This window comes from Pseudomonas sp. DC1.2, assembly GCF_034351645.1.
Taxonomy (GTDB): Bacteria; Pseudomonadota; Gammaproteobacteria; order Pseudomonadales; family Pseudomonadaceae; genus Aquipseudomonas.
Genome location: NZ_CP133782.1, coordinates 3,256,555 through 3,270,981, shown reverse-complemented (window position 1 = coordinate 3,270,981; position 14,427 = coordinate 3,256,555). Strand labels below are relative to the sequence as shown.

Annotated in this window: 14 protein-coding genes; 4 read left to right on the top strand and 10 right to left on the bottom strand. The window is 57.6% G+C overall.

Annotated elements, in window-relative coordinates; all coding sequences use genetic code 11:
- Nucleotides 1–126 precede the first annotated feature (126 nt).
- Nucleotides 127–1,038 (top strand): LysR family transcriptional regulator, encoded by a 912-nt coding sequence (locus RHM68_RS14650; RefSeq protein ID WP_322215887.1) that lies wholly within the window; start codon nt 127–129, stop codon nt 1,036–1,038.
- A 40-nt stretch (nt 1,039–1,078) separates the two neighbouring features.
- Here the strand turns inward: RHM68_RS14650 and RHM68_RS14645 are convergent, their stop codons facing one another.
- The 4 genes from RHM68_RS14645 to RHM68_RS14630 form a co-directional block, all read right to left on the bottom strand.
- Nucleotides 1,079–1,921 carry an NAD-dependent protein deacetylase gene (locus RHM68_RS14645; RefSeq protein ID WP_322215885.1) on the bottom strand — a complete coding sequence of 281 codons (843 nt, stop codon included), beginning with the start codon at nt 1,919–1,921 and terminating at the stop codon, nt 1,079–1,081.
- A 90-nt stretch (nt 1,922–2,011) separates the two neighbouring features.
- Nucleotides 2,012–2,446, bottom strand: a complete 435-nt coding sequence (locus tag RHM68_RS14640; RefSeq protein ID WP_322215883.1) for a GNAT family acetyltransferase — start codon at nt 2,444–2,446, stop codon at nt 2,012–2,014.
- Between the two features lie 42 nt (nt 2,447–2,488).
- On the bottom strand, nt 2,489–3,211 hold the full coding sequence (gene pcsA / locus RHM68_RS14635; protein WP_322215880.1) for a phosphatidylcholine synthase: 723 nt from the start codon (nt 3,209–3,211) through the stop codon (nt 2,489–2,491).
- Nucleotides 3,212–3,342: 131 nt separating this feature from the next.
- Nucleotides 3,343–3,768: a GNAT family N-acetyltransferase gene (locus tag RHM68_RS14630; protein WP_322215878.1), complete on the bottom strand. Its 426-nt coding sequence runs from the start codon at nt 3,766–3,768 to the stop codon at nt 3,343–3,345.
- 213 nt (nt 3,769–3,981) lie between these two features.
- On the opposite strand from RHM68_RS14630, the gene RHM68_RS14625 reads away from it, so the two are divergent.
- Nucleotides 3,982–5,109, top strand: coding sequence for a saccharopine dehydrogenase family protein (locus tag RHM68_RS14625; protein ID WP_322215875.1), 1,128 nt, complete (start codon nt 3,982–3,984; stop codon nt 5,107–5,109).
- Nucleotides 5,110–5,111: 2 nt separating this feature from the next.
- Nucleotides 5,112–5,597, top strand: a complete 486-nt coding sequence (locus tag RHM68_RS14620) for a DUF2269 domain-containing protein (RefSeq protein ID WP_322215873.1) — start codon at nt 5,112–5,114, stop codon at nt 5,595–5,597.
- Between the two features lie 187 nt (nt 5,598–5,784).
- Here RHM68_RS14620 and RHM68_RS14615 read toward each other — a convergent pair whose 3' ends face one another.
- The 5 genes from RHM68_RS14615 to RHM68_RS14595 all read right to left on the bottom strand — a co-directional run bounded on the left by RHM68_RS14615 (nt 5,785) and on the right by RHM68_RS14595 (nt 10,720).
- Nucleotides 5,785–6,459, bottom strand: coding sequence for a DUF3313 domain-containing protein (locus RHM68_RS14615; RefSeq protein WP_322215872.1), 675 nt, complete (start codon nt 6,457–6,459; stop codon nt 5,785–5,787).
- A gap of 38 nt (nt 6,460–6,497) precedes the next feature.
- Nucleotides 6,498–7,766: an OmpP1/FadL family transporter gene (locus tag RHM68_RS14610; RefSeq protein WP_322215871.1), complete on the bottom strand. Its 1,269-nt coding sequence runs from the start codon at nt 7,764–7,766 to the stop codon at nt 6,498–6,500.
- A 70-nt stretch (nt 7,767–7,836) separates the two neighbouring features.
- Nucleotides 7,837–9,453: an arylsulfatase gene (locus tag RHM68_RS14605; RefSeq protein ID WP_322215869.1), complete on the bottom strand. Its 1,617-nt coding sequence runs from the start codon at nt 9,451–9,453 to the stop codon at nt 7,837–7,839.
- 446 nt (nt 9,454–9,899) lie between these two features.
- Nucleotides 9,900–10,301, bottom strand: coding sequence for a hypothetical protein (locus tag RHM68_RS14600; protein ID WP_322215866.1), 402 nt, complete (start codon nt 10,299–10,301; stop codon nt 9,900–9,902).
- Between the two features lie 101 nt (nt 10,302–10,402).
- The gene (locus RHM68_RS14595) at nt 10,403–10,720 is read right to left on the bottom strand and encodes a DUF2388 domain-containing protein (RefSeq protein ID WP_322215864.1); all 318 of its coding nucleotides are present in this window, start codon (nt 10,718–10,720) and stop codon (nt 10,403–10,405) included.
- A gap of 568 nt (nt 10,721–11,288) precedes the next feature.
- On the opposite strand from RHM68_RS14595, the gene mqo reads away from it, so the two are divergent.
- The gene (gene mqo, locus RHM68_RS14590; protein ID WP_322215861.1) at nt 11,289–12,938 is read left to right on the top strand and encodes a malate dehydrogenase (quinone); all 1,650 of its coding nucleotides are present in this window, start codon (nt 11,289–11,291) and stop codon (nt 12,936–12,938) included.
- 110 nt (nt 12,939–13,048) lie between these two features.
- Here the strand turns inward: mqo and RHM68_RS14585 are convergent, their stop codons facing one another.
- A complete protein-coding gene (locus tag RHM68_RS14585) occupies nt 13,049–14,404 on the bottom strand; it encodes a PAS domain-containing methyl-accepting chemotaxis protein (RefSeq protein ID WP_322215859.1) in 1,356 nt (451 codons plus the stop codon).
- Nucleotides 14,405–14,427: the final 23 nt, after the last annotated feature.

Genomic DNA, 14,427 nt, shown 5'->3' with positions numbered 1-14,427 from the left:
AGTGTCTCGCTGGTGTATTCATTTGTTAAGTTGTTTTTTTGCTTCGATTGATTGATAAAGCTCATTAAAGCGCTATGCCTGTCTTGCAGACTATCGCTCGTCGCTTAACACCGGAGCAACGTGACCATGACCGTCAAGCAAATCCGCGCCTTCCTGGCCGTGGCCCACAGCCTGAGCTTTGCAGTCGCCTGCGAGCGGTTGCACCTGTCGCAATCGGCGCTGAGCCTGACCATCAAGGCCCTGGAAGAGGGCCTCGGGGGACGGTTGTTCAGTCGCAACACGCGCAATGTGGCGCTGACGCCCGAGGGCGAATCGCTGCTGCCACTGGCGCGTCGGCTGGTCGCGGACTGGGACAACGTCGAAGACGAAATGCGTCAGCGCTTCACTCTGCAGCGCGGGCGCGTGACGCTGGCGGCAATGCCGTCGTTTGCCGGTAACTTGCTGCCGCCGATCCTCAAGACGTTCCGCGCTCGCTACCCGAAGGTCAACGTCACGGTAAACGATGTGATCAACGAGCAGGTGCTGGAAATGGTCCGTGATCGCCAAGTGGAGTTGGGGGTGTCGTTTGAGCCAACGCAAAGCTCGTCTCTGGCCTTCACCCCGTTGTACATCGATCGCTTTGTGGCGGTGGTGCCGCAAGATTCGCCGCTGGCCACCCTTGACGATATTGACTGGCAAACCCTGCTGCAGGAGCCGTTCATCACCTTGCAGCGACCTTCCACCGTGCGGGTGATGCTCGAAGAGCATTTACAGGCCCGTGGCATGAAATTGCCGGTGGAGTTTGAAAGCCATCAATTGGCGACGGTCGGCCGGATGGTCGCCAGCGGACTGGGTGTCAGTGCGGTGCCGGCGCTGTGTGCCGGGCAGATGCAGGAGTTGGGGGCACGCTGCATCACCCTGCGTGACCCGGTGGTGGAACGGGCGATTGGCGTGTTGACCAAGCCGGGGCATGAACTGTCGGCGGCAGCCCAGGCGTTATTCGATATTTTCAAGGAGCAAAACCTGGAGGATCGCCTGAGCATTCCCCTCGCTCGTTAAGCGCGCACACAGGGTTGTGTTCGCGCGGGGCAGGGCGCGATCAGCCGCCAAGGCGTTGCGTCAGCAGCGGCAGGAGCTGTTCACAGGAGGCCTCTATCTTCATTTCCAGCACATCATCGGCCCGGGTCTTGCCCCAGTTGATGGCAATCACCGGTTTGCCCTGATCCACCATCGCTTTGCACAACCGAAACGCCGAGTACGCCATCAAGGACGATCCAATCACCAGCAGCCCCGCTGCGTTGTTGACCGCCGCCATCGCGCTGGCAGCCGTCTGTTGCGCGACGTTTTCACCAAAAAAAACCACATCCGGTTTCAGGCGATCACCGGCGCAATGTGGACACTGTGGCACCTGAAAGCGTGTTTCGAAGGCCGGATCAAGGAGGGTGTCACCGTCCGGTGCCTGCACGGCATCTACCCCGGAAAGATAGGGGTTATGCACCTCCATCCAGTGCTGAATCACATCCCGCTCGCTGCGCTGCAAGCAGTCCAGGCACAGCACCCGATGCAGGCTGCCGTGCAGTTCTATGACGTCAGGACTGCCAGCTTGATCGTGCAGGGTATCGACATTTTGGGTGATCAGCGCGCTGATGTGCTGCGCGCGTTGCAGGTCAGCCAGGGCTTCATGGGCCGCATTCGGCCGAGCCTCGCGCACCCGTGGCCAACCGAGCATCGCTCGGGCCCAATAACGCCGACGCGACTCCGCGGTGGCGAGGAACTCCTGATACATCATCGGTGAACGGCCTCGGCGCACACCTTCTTTGTCGCGGTGATCCGCAATGCCCGACGCGGTGCTAATACCCGCACCGGTCAGGGCCGCGAAGGGTTGGTCGGCCATTCGTTGCACCAACCGGTCGAGCTGTTCGCGAAGGGGGCTGTCGAGCATCTTCAACACTCCAACGTGGCATGAGTGATCGCAGCGTAGCAATGGCCACCAGTGTGCCAATTCTTGAAACGCCCACTCTGCGCGTAATCCTTAGCGCGGGATATTCGACTCAATCTTTTTCCCCAGGCTGATACGCGGCTCCACCGAGTAGCCCAAGGTTTCATAAAATGCCGTTACGCCTTCATTGCTGCTGACCACTTGCAGATTGATCTTCATGCAACCTCGCTCGGTCAGCGCCTGTTCGGCATGGCGAACCAGCCTGGCGCCCAGCCCCTGCCTGCGTAATGACGGGTGTACGGCTATCGAATACAACCAGCCGCGATGGCCGTCGTAACCGGCCAGCACGGTGCCAACGACGACATCCTCTGCCAGCGCCACAAAAAACAACCCGTCGCCGCAGGCCACTTTTTTGTCGATCGCCAGTCCTGGGCTGTTGTGCGCCGTTTCGTAGCCGAACGCGTTGTGCCAAAGCGCAGTGACTGAGGCGCGGTGCCTGGCGTTGTTGTAATCGACTATCTGGGTCATGGTGCGGCCTTGCATGGCGTGAGGTGGCGTTCCAGGGCCAGGCTATTTGAGCCGCGTTCCTTCAAACCATTCCATGGCCGTGCGCCAGAAGCAGATCCCCAGAAAGTACGCTGACATCAGTAGCCAAAGCCCCATCACCAGCGGGTTGATGACCGGATGGTTGATCACCAGCGACAAGCTGCACAGCAGCCAGATGGCGGTAACCGCAATGTTGATCGGCATGAATTTGCGCACGCGAAACGGGTGCAGGAATTTCATTCGGGTCACGGTCAACAGGGCCAGGCCAATCACGGTGAGCAGGGTGATCCAGGGCGTTGGGGCAATGATGTAAAAACACAGGGCAACCACGTTCCACGCGGCGGGGAAGCCTTGGAAGTAGTTGTCTTTGCTCTTCATGTTGACGTTGCAGAAGCAAAACAGCGACGACACCAGAATCAGCGACACGGTCAGTAACAGGGTGTAGTCGGGCAACGGAACGTAGCGATAGATGAACAGCGCCGGAATGAAGACATACGTAAGGTAGTCGATCACCAGGTCCAGAATCGAGCCATCGAAACTGGGCAGGACCGATTGCACGTTGACCTTGCGTGCGAGTGCGCCGTCCAGTCCATCGACGATCAGCGCTACACCCAGCCATAGCAGGCAATTGGTCGGCTGGTTTTCCAGCAGGGCGAGGGTGGCCAGGAAGGCCGTGACCACGCCGGTGGCGGTAAAACCATGGGCGCCCCAGGCTTTTAGCCTGGCAATGTGTACGGTCGATATCACGGGGGCGTTCTCCATAAAGTGAAGCGAGCCAGTCATCGCCCTCTACAGGGGGGCGTCGGCAAACGGGGTCGGGTTGCAGGTATCGACCGGGTTTGTGGGGATAAGGTTCACCTCGCGATGCTGCTAATCCCTTACAACGTTTTGCTCATGAACACCCGGCTGCTGCCCTCGGGATCACACGGTATTTCGCCGAATCGCTGCCAGCCGTTTTTTTCGTAAAAGCCGGGCGCCTGAAAACTCAAGGTATACAGAACTGCCGAACGACAGCCACGTTTTCGGCCTTCCTCTTCATAAGCTTGCAGCAGCCGCGAGCCTAGCCCAGAGCCGCGTAACGCGTCAGGTAAATAAAACAACTCTATAAACAATAGACCAAGAGACGTGCGTCCGGTAATACCGCCCAGCACCTGCTGAGTCAGGGCATCGCGCACGGTCACCGCCAAGGCTTGGCGATCATTGATCCCCGTGACCTGATCGTTGAAGGTGTTGAGCCCGGCGCTGATGAGTTGACTCACGTGCGGGTCGATCTCGTCGCTGACGACGATCTGATGAAGTTCCATGTGGGTTGGTCCTGTGGTGGCTGGGCAAGGGTTGAACACTCGCAGCCGACGGCCATCAAGGTCAAGGGTTGCCAAGGCGAGGGCGATAGTGCGCTGGGTGGGACCGGGTACTCAAGGAGGACGTCGCGCCATCTTGCCGGTGCCATCGAAATCGTGGAGGCTTGTGCCCCGGCCAAATCCGCCACGCGGGCAAACACTTCAGGGAAGCAGTCAATGACACTTAGGGTATTGGTCATCGGTGGCTATGGAAACTTCGGCAGCATTGTTTGCCGACACCTCGCTGTCATTCCAGGCATCAGTCTGGTCATTTCGGGTCGAGACTCACTCAAACTGTCGCGCCAGGTCGATGTGTTGGATGCCTTGGCCGGTGTGCCCTGCGCAAGTTGGTGCGGCGATGCGATGGCGCCAGGTTTCAACGCTGTGTTGGCCTCGCGGGGCATTCAACTGGTTATTCACACGGGCGGCCCCTTTCAGGGGCAATCGTATGCCGTGGCGCAAGCCTGTATCGAGGCCGGTGCTAACTACTGCGACTTGGCGGATTGCCGCACCTTCGTCAATGCTATTTCTGTTCTCGACGAGCAAGCGAAGGCCGCCGGAGTATCAATCCTCAGCGGTTGCAGTTCGGTGCCGACGTTGTCGTCCGCCATCGTCGATAGTCACCGCGCCCGGTTCAAACGCATCGACACGATCGAGCATGGCATTTCCTCATCCGCCAAGATGCCTGGGTTATCGACCGTTAAAGGGGTACTCGCATACGCCGGTAGACCGATCAAACAACTCAAAAATGGGCAGGTGCATGAGGTGCTGGGGTGGCAGGGCCTGACCTTGCGCAGCATGCCGCCACTGGGGTGGCGAGTGCTGGCCAATGTCGATGTGCCGGATATGGATATCTTCGCCGGCCGCTACGGCGCCCATACCTTGCGTTTCAAGGCGGGGGCTGGCCTTAAACTGGGTGGTGTGGCCAATTTTCTGTTAGCGCAAGCGGTGAAAGTCGGTTGGGTGAATGACCCGACGCCATGGGCGGTGCGCCTGCATCGCTGGGGCACCGGGTTCGAGCGCCTGGGCGATGGGAAAAGTGCCATGTACCTTGATGTCGAGGGGGTTGGCGTGGATGACCAACCGCTGTCGATGACGGTTCAACTCACCGCGTTCAATGACCAAGGGCCGCAAATTCCGAGCTGCGCATCGGTGGCGCTGGCGATCAAGATGCTCAATGGTTATTTGCCGTCACCCGGCGCACGTGCCTGTGTGGGCGAAATCACTGTCGATGAATACCTGGCGGCGATCAACGATTCACAAAACCTGCAGATGTCGGTTCGATTTTCAGAGGGGCAGCGTTGAGCATGCTGTACCTCAGCCTGAAATACATGCACATCATTGCCGCGATTTTTTTGTTCGGTTTCGGTATGGGTTCCTACCTTTACCTGATTGCCGCTAGCCGCACCGCCAATCCGTTGGTGATCGCTCATGTGGCTCGAATGGTGGTGCGGTTCGACACATGGATCACTACGCCGGCAGGCTTGATTCAGGTCGCAACAGGTTTTGGTCTGGTGACTGTCGCTGGCGTGTCGCTGACCACCGAATGGGTAGTGACCGCGTTGCTGATCGTGCTGTGCGTGGGGGCGTTGTGGTTGCCGGTGCTGCTACTGCAAAAGCGCATGCAGGTGCTGGCGGTGAGCGCCGTCGAGGCGGGAAAAAAACTCGATGCCGAGTACGCCGCGATTTATCGCCAGTGGTTCTGGATGGGTGTACTGGGGTTTGCCGGTATGTTTGTGATCGTCGCGGTGATGGTGACCAAGCTGTCTCCCCGGCAGTGGCTGGCGATGTAAGCCGACTACATCAGCGCCGAGGGCTGGGTGCTCCCGTGTCTGTGCAGTCGGCTTTATGGACAGTTGCTTGAGGGAAAGCTCGGTGCCTGCGCGAATGAGCAAGCTGGCCTAGAGGTGTTCAAGCCCTATGCGCAGGGCTCAAACCCATCACTGTCGCCACGCATGGCGCTGAAAAACGTGCAGTGTTTTAGCGGATAAATGCCTGCAAATCGCTGGTCAGCTTGTTGATCGCTGCTTTGAAGTCATTGGCGGTGATGGTCTGACTGGCGTTTTTCAACTGTTGCCCAAAGACCTTGCGCACCACTTTGGCCACCGTCTGATTGTTGCTGGCGTCGATCAGTTCGGCTTCGATGAACAGCTCCGTGTCCTGATCGCGATGGCCGGTGGCGGCGGACACACCGCCGACCACGGCGGCGACCGGAATCACTTCGTACCATTTCATGCCTTCGTTGGAGGCGCTGACCCCCGTGATGGCTGCGCGCAGAATCAGGGTTCTCGAACCGGCCGGGGCAGATTGAGGATTCGGCACGATGCGGTATTTCTGCCCGAGTACGCCTTTGGCGTTATTGGTCATGTAGTTCTGCAGTTCATCAAGGGTCTGGCGATTAATCCGCTCGTTGGGCTGCGGCGTCGGGTAGAGCTCCAGACGCTTGAACGCCACGGTGTCGTAGGCGTTGGGGTTCCAGGACGGGGTCACCCAACGCATGGCTTTCTCGCCGCTGGCAGTGGTCACTTCCTGAAGGTTGTTGTAGTTGGGCAAAAAGCCCGAGTACTGTTCGCGTTCGGTGACTTTAGAGGTGCAACCGCCCAATACCAGGCTAGCAAGGGCAACGCCGAAAAACAGTTTTCGAGACAGGCTCATTGTGGTGTGCTCCAGGGGGTAAGTTGCTTCAAGTGGCGTCAAAAGCGCCACGTCATGTTGCCTGTTATAGCTTGAATCCAGGCATTGTCGAATTGGCCGGAGGTTCTAATGCCCGATGTGGATTTTGTCTGGTCCACCGGCATGTCACCGAGCCAGACCAGCGCCCAACTGACGTTGACGTCGGTGTCCTTGTTCAATGCATAAGTCGCCCCGGTCGCCAGCCGCCAGGATTCGCCCATGGGCGCGGTAAACGTGCGGTTGGCGTCTGACACCGCGCTGCTGTCATACGCCACGCCTGCGTTCCACAGCAGTTTGGGTGTCGCCTGGTACTGCGTGCCCAAGGCCAGTTGCCAAGTGTCCTTGTAGTGAGCATTGACTGTAGTCGATTGCGCGCCGACCGCTGTCGTATCGACTTGCACGGCTACATTCCCAAACTGCGACCAGTCCTGCCAGTTGACCGTCGCCAGGAAAGCCCATTGCGCGTCGAGTTGCTGGAACAAGCTCAAGGTCGCGGTCTGAGGCACTTGCATGTCGAGCTTGGTGTTCAGCCCGTCGAGGCGTTGCAGCAACGGGCCGTCGCCGTGGACGTTGAGCTTGTCCTCGAAGTTCAGATCGACTTTGCTGGTGTAAGCCAGGCCGATGCGTGTGCCGGGCTGTGGCGCGTAGATCACCCCCAGGTTCGCGCCGTAGCCCCACGTGGTGTCCTGGTATTTGAACTGGCCGTCGTTGCGATCAGTCAGGCCAAACGGCGAGCGGTCGATGGCGGTCTGGGTTTGCAGCATGCCGTACATGGCTTTCACACCAAGGCCCACCGACCATTGCTCGTTAAAGCGATAGGCCACGCTGGGCACCAGAGATAAACCGCCGAGGCTTGCATCCTGCGCAAAGTAGCGTCCAGACCAGTCGTTTTTATAGTTGGCGGCTAACCCGAAATCGCCGTAAGCGCCGAAGCCGACGCTCCAGTTATCGTCCAACTGATGAGTGATGAAAAAGCTACCTCCGGGAATGGGGTCAAGGGCATTGCCGCTGCCGGTACCGGAGCCATTGGTGTTGCCGTCACGGCTGAAGGTCAGGTTGCCGTACAGCACCTGCAAACCTCCGGTGACTTGTGTGCCCGACAAATAGCTCATGCCCGCCGGGTTGCTGGCGATGGTGGACGGGCCTTGCGCCCGAGCGGCGGCGCCAGCGTTGGCCAGGCCGGCGTTATCGGTGCCGATTTCGTAGAGGATAATGCCGCCAGCCTGTGCCTGTTGGCAGCACAGGGCGAGGAGGGTGAAGGCGGGCAGCGCGGATTTTTTCAATCGCATAGCGTTACCTCAATCAAGGAGCGACACGAAAACGGATGCCCCTCAGGGCACCCGATAGACGCTTTGCGATTTACTTGCCCATCGCCGCACGAGCGGCTTCGATTTTCGCCTTGACCGCATCGAGGTTGAAGCTCGCGCCTTTTTGCATCGGCGGATATTCGATGGCTGTCTGCGCCAGTTTGATCACCTGATCCTGTACAAACACGAAGCGCCAGAATTGATACTTGAACCATTCGAAATAGGACAGTGAACCGCTGGCCGCCTGATTATCGGTCCAGCCCATCCGTTCGAAGGGGTCGAGCCGCAGGTTGGTCAGGATCGGCATGTCCATCGCGACTTTGGCGCCGAGCCAGCCATCGGGTTGATCGATAAACCGGTACTTGAAGTCATCTATACGGATGGCGCCCAGCACACTTTCACCGAAGTAAAAGATCTCGTGGCGGTTTGACGGGCCTTTGCCGGTGATCATTGGCGTCTGATCGTAGCCATCCAAATGCACCTTGTAAGTGGTATCACCCAGTTGTTTGCCTTTGAGCAGTTCGGCAGTGATGTTTGGATTACCGGCCGCTGTGAGGAAGGTCGGGAACCAGTCCATGCCGGAGATGATGCCGTTGGCAACTTGACCGGCGGGTACAGTGCCCGGCCAGCGGATAATGGCCGGAACCCGGAAGCCACCTTCCATGACCGTGCCCTTGCCCATGGCAAATGGTGTGGTGCCGCCATCGGGCCACGTGAAGTTTTCCGCACCGTTGTCGGTGGTGAACACCACGATGGTGTTGTCATCCATGCCTTCTTTTTTCAGCTTGGCCATGACATCCCCGACGATATCGTCGAGTTGTGCCATGCCGGCTTCCTGTTCCGACCAACCATTTTGCGAATTGCGCATGGCTTCGTACTTGTCGGAGAGGTGCGTGACGATGTGCATGCGGGTCGGGTTGAGCCACAGGAAGAACGGTTTGTTGTCCTGCTTGGCCTTGTCGATGAAGCTGAAGGCTTTTGCCTGGATTTCGTCGTCGACGGTTTTCATGCGCTCTGGGTAAAGCGTGCCGGCATCTTCGACTTTCTGTTTGCCAATCTTGCCCCAGCGTGGCACCACGGTCGGGTCATCGACCGTCGTTGCCCAACTGTGAACCATGTTGCGCGGGCCAATGGTAGGCAGCAGCTCCTGCGGATAATTGGGATGCGCCGGGTCTTCCATGGCATCGAGGTGGTAGAGGTAGCCGAAGAACTCGTCAAAGCCATGTACGGTCGGCAGAAACTCATTCAAGTCACCTAAGTGGTTTTTGCCGAACTGGCCGGTGGCGTAGCCCATGGATTTGAGTGCGGTGGCGATGGTCACGGCCTGGGCCGGAATGCCAATCGGCGAACCGGCTTGGCCCACGGTGGTCATGCCGGTGCGAATAGGCAGTTCACCCGTGATGAAGTTGGCACGCCCGGCGGTGCAACTGGCTTCGGCGTAATAGTCGGTAAAGCGCATGCCTTCGTTAGCGAGTGTATCGAGGTGGGGTGTACGGCCTGCCATTAAACCCTGGTTGTAAACACCGATATTGGACCAGCCAATATCGTCGCCCATGATGACGACAATGTTCGGTGCGGGTTTATCAGCCGCGTGAGTGATGATGGGTAAAAGCATTGCCGAAAACAGTACCGATAGCGTGAATGCCCTGGATAGAAGTGTCCCGTTCATGTTGCGCTCCTGTACACCCGCGTTAGTTTTCTGTATGGCCCCCCGACCAGTTGTAGAGTGTTTGCTCCACGCAAGAGAGTAGGTAGGAATTATGAATTAGCCAGTAAATAGTTTTTGCTCGGATCCCTTGTCTCAAAAGGGTTACAGTCGAATCAACGTTTTGCACAATAACGGGAATTTTATTCATGGTCGGTCGGCGATATAACGCGATTTAGTGTTGTCTTGTTGTGCAGATATACAGAAGAAAGTAGGGGTTTAAATGAATCGATGTGGAGTGATTTTATTATTAGGTCTATCGCTAATAGTTATTGATAGAGGTGGGGTAGTTCTGTGGAATAAAGGCGAATCATGGCCTGCCTGAATATATTTTCTGCACGAGGGATTAGTCGAAAAACGCAAAAATATTGCCCACGCCTACCGTGTACTTAGCACTTCATAAAACGGCCTTATGCGTCACGCAACAAGTCGTTGGCGTTGAGCAGTTCATAGGCAATTTGCGGGTGTTTTTCCAGGCCACGACGAATCGCTGCCGGAATGGAGGCGCGGGTTTTTCGGCAGAGACCTGGTAGCGCTTCGATTTGAATACCGATGCCGCGCATGGTTCTGACCTCGTTGAAGCCGGGCACCAGCGACACGCGAATGCCCAACTGCTGGAGCATCTTCTGTTGCAGACGCTCAAGGTCTTCCAGGCTTTGCAGGTTTTCCAGACGATCAAGCAAGCGCTTTTCTTCCTGGCGGGTCAGGCACAGGATTCGCACGTCTGCACCTGGCGTTTGGAGCAATGAATCACGCTCGCAGATACAGGCGCCGGGCGGGCAGGGGGAGCGAATGGGCGCAGAGTTTGTCATGCGCCCAATCATAGTGGCCCGCGCACGGTTTTGACCATGGTGCGATTCACCGCGCGCGGGGCAGCATCAGCAATGGCCAGGCGTTCACAGTCACCACTGGGTTACTGATCCGCTGGCGCCTCGTAGTGAACGAGGATGGCGTTGGCCAACTCTTCGTCGCTGGCGTCGAGGCCGGGCCGCTGCTGGCGAATCTCTTGTAGCACCGACTCCAGGTACACCCCGCGAATGGCGCCGCCACTGGCGACAAACGCAGAGAGATCGTCTCTGGCCGCGATCACTGTCTTGTGGTCTTTAAACGTTGAGTAAAGCGACGCGGAAACCCCGGCCGAGGTTGCCACATCTTTCGCGTGAACGCTGGCCAGCACCGAGCCGAAAGGCAGGCACAGGATAAGAGATGAAGTCACTAACAGGCGGCGCATGATGAATTCCTCCAACAGCAATATGCAAAAAGGAAGGCTGCATAGCTTAGGAGGTGAGCCCCTTATTATTAGTTCCGTTTTGTCTGCAAGCGCCGTCAGGTCTCTGGAAAAGGCCGTATGCCTTGCGGCGCACGGTGCCGGTCTGCTCATCGACAGTGTCTATCCTGATGAGGTCGGGCGAGGGCGCGGGCAAACGCATTTTGCAGTCACGTTTCGCAACAGCCCGCCGATAAAACCAGGTACGGAGACAGACCATCAAGTCGGGAACAGACGCGCGGGTTTGCCGTGTCGTGATATTCTGCGCGCCAATTTGGTTTGACCTATTCAGTTTGCACGTCCTTGAAGCGTGCCGACAGGATCAATGTCGCTCCAGTAGCTGAAGCCAATAATGATAAAAAGTCAGTTCAGTAGGGACATATAAACTGCGGTCGATGCGGTAAGTCGGCCTTGTGTGCCCACCCAAAATTCTGATGTGCGGTGACCCACGACATGCTGCCTGCGTGCCGTGAATCAGGGCTTCGCGCGTGAGAATGGAAGGGCGGATGGCGTTTTATCATAGGTGCAATAGATGTTTAAAAAAATGAACACGGCCCTTCTGGGGCTCGCTTTGTCGATGGGGATCGCGTCCGCTCACGCGGAAGAGGCAAAGAAGGTCGATGTATTGCTCATCGGCGGCGGCATCATGAGTGCGACCCTCGGTGTGTGGCTCAATGAGCTGCAACCGGACTGGTCGATGGAAATGGTTGAGCGCCTCGACGGCGTTGCCGAAGAAAGCTCCAATGGCTGGAACAACGCGGGTACGGGCCACTCTGCCCTGGCCGAGCTGAACTACACCCCGGAAGACGAAAACGGCAAGGTGCAAATCCCGAAAGCCGTCGAGATCAACGAAGCGTTCCAGATCTCTCGTCAATTCTGGTCGTGGCAGGTTCAACAAGGCGTTCTGAAGAACCCGCGTTCGTTCATCAATTCCACTCCGCACATGAGCTTTGTGTGGGGCGATGACAACATCAAGTTCTTGAAAAAGCGCTACGAAGCCCTGCAAGCAAGCCCGCTGTTCGCTGGCATGCAGTATTCCGAAGACCCGGCGGTGATCAAGAAGTGGGTTCCGCTGATGATGGAAGGGCGTGACCCGAACCAGAAAATCGCGGCCACCTGGACCCCGATCGGCACCGACGTAAACTTTGGCGAAATCACCCGCCAGTTCGTCGCCCACCTGCAAACCACACCCAAGTTTGACTTGAAGCTGTCTAGCGAAGTGCAAGACATCACCAAGAATCAAGACGGCACCTGGCGTGTCAGCTACAAAAACCTGAAAGATGGCAGCAAAACCGAAACCGACGCCAAGTTCGTGTTCATCGGCGCGGGCGGCGGTGCGCTGCACTTGCTGCAGAAATCCGGTATTCCTGAAGCCAAGGAGTATGCAGGCTTCCCGGTTGGCGGCTCGTTCCTGGTCACCGATAACCCGGCCATCGCCGAGCAACACTTGGCCAAGGCCTACGGTAAAGCGTCGGTTGGCGCGCCGCCGATGTCCGTCCCGCACCTGGACACCCGTGTTCTGGATGGCAAGCGCGTCATCCTGTTTGGCCCGTTCGCGACCTTCAGCACCAAGTTCCTGAAAGAAGGCTCGTACCTGGACCTGCTGACCAGCACCACCACCCACAACATCTGGCCGATGACCAAAGTCGGCATCAAGGAATACCCGCTGGTCGAGTACCTTGCAGGCCAACTGATGCTGTCGGACGAAGACCGCATGAACGCGCTGAAGGAATACTTCCCGCACGCCAAAGCCGAAGACTGGCGCTTGTGGCAAGCCGGCCAGCGCGTGCAAATCATCAAGCGTGATGAAGCTGCGGGTGGCGTACTGAAGCTGGGCACTGAAATCGTTGCCTCTGCAGACGGCACCATCGCCGGCCTGCTGGGCGCATCGCCAGGCGCATCGACCGCCGCACCGATCATGTTGACCGTGCTGCAAAAAGTCTTCAAGGATCAGGTTGCCAGCCCTGCGTGGCAGGAAAAACTGCACCAGATCGTGCCGAGCTATGGCACTCAGTTGAACGGTAACCCTCAGAAAGTGGCTGAAGAGTGGGCTTACACCGCCAAGGTGTTGCAGCTGACTCCGCCACCAGTGATTGGTCAGGCGGCTCCGGCTGCTGCTCCGGCTGACGCTGACAAAGCCAAGGCTGCAAAGCCAAACGCTGCGAGTGACATGGCTCTGTAACCAGAGGCCCAGTCAAAAGCCCACTGAACCGGTAACGGTCAGTGGGCTTTTTTGTGCTAATTGAGTGTGCAAGGCGCAATAGCGCAGGGTATTCGTTCGCGCTGAGTGCGTCAGCCCACCCAGCTGACAGCCGTTTTTGGAATCACGTCGGACTCGTCAAGTTTGGTGGCGAACATGCTCACCGCTGCCACTGCATCACTTGTGCCAGTGCGGATTTGCAAGATAACCAAACCGGCTTGGTCGGCCAGGGTGACACCGCGTTGTGCGCCTTCCTGCGTGATGTTCATGCTGGACACCGCATCGCGGGTTTCGGACAGGATCTTGCCGATCATTTCCGCAATTTCAGCGGTCGAACGGCTGGTGCGTCCTGCCAGTTGCCGGACTTCGTCAGCCACCACCGCAAAGCCCCTGCCTTGATCGCCGGCACGAGCCGCTTCAATCGCGGCGTTAAGCGCCAGCAGATTGGTCTGATCAGCGATGCCGCGAATGGTATTGACGATGGCGGTGATCTGTTCGGAGCGGTCACCTAGCTGCCCAACCAGGCGCGCCGATGCGCCGATGTTGTCGGCGATCAGACGCATCTCTGCCGCAGTCTGCTGAATCACCTGCGCGCCCTGTTCGGCGACTTTCTCTGTTTCTGCGGAGATGTGATAAGCACGCGAAGCGCCGCGTGAGTCCTCTTCGAATTTTTCCACTCGCTCGGTGATGTCAGTCGCAAACTTTACGATTTTGCTCAACTTGCCTTCGGCATCGTAGACAGGGTTGTAGGTCGCTTCCAGCCATACGATTCGACCGTGTTTAGCGAGACGCTTGAACTGCCCGCTAAAGAACTCCCCCGCGTTTAGGCGACGCCAGAAGTCGAGGTAATCGGCACTGTTTACCAAGCTGGGTTCACAGAACACTCGATGGTGCTTGCCCTTCAGCTCGGTTATGGCGTAACCCATGGTCGTGAGAAAGTTATCGTTTGCCGTCAGGATATTGCCATTCAGGTCGAACTCGATAACCGCCATGGCACGATCGAGTGCCGCCAGCTTGCCACGGGTTTCAGCCTCTTGTACGACTTGGGTGGTGACGTCCAGCGCGTACTTGACCACCTTAAAGACTTGCCCGTGTTCATCCGTCACGGGGTTATAGCTGGCCTCCAGCCAAACATTTTGTCCCTGGCCACCGATACGCTGGAAGGTGCCAGAGACGCATTTCCCATCGCGAAGCTGGCGCCAAAATTCACTGTATTCGGTGCTACGCGTCAGCGTCGGCAAACAAAAGTCGCGATGAGATTTTCCTGGCAACTGGTCTGCGCGATAGCCCATCGTGTTCAAAAAATTATCGTTGGCGCGAAGAACCTTACCCTCCAGGCTAAATTCAACCACCGCCATTGAGCGCTCCAGAGCACCAATCAATCCCTTGTATACCGCTACTTCGGCTGTCCTTGCCGTCAGTTCACTTTTCAGAGTTTTATTAAACATGACGCACCCCAGTGAGACCCGAA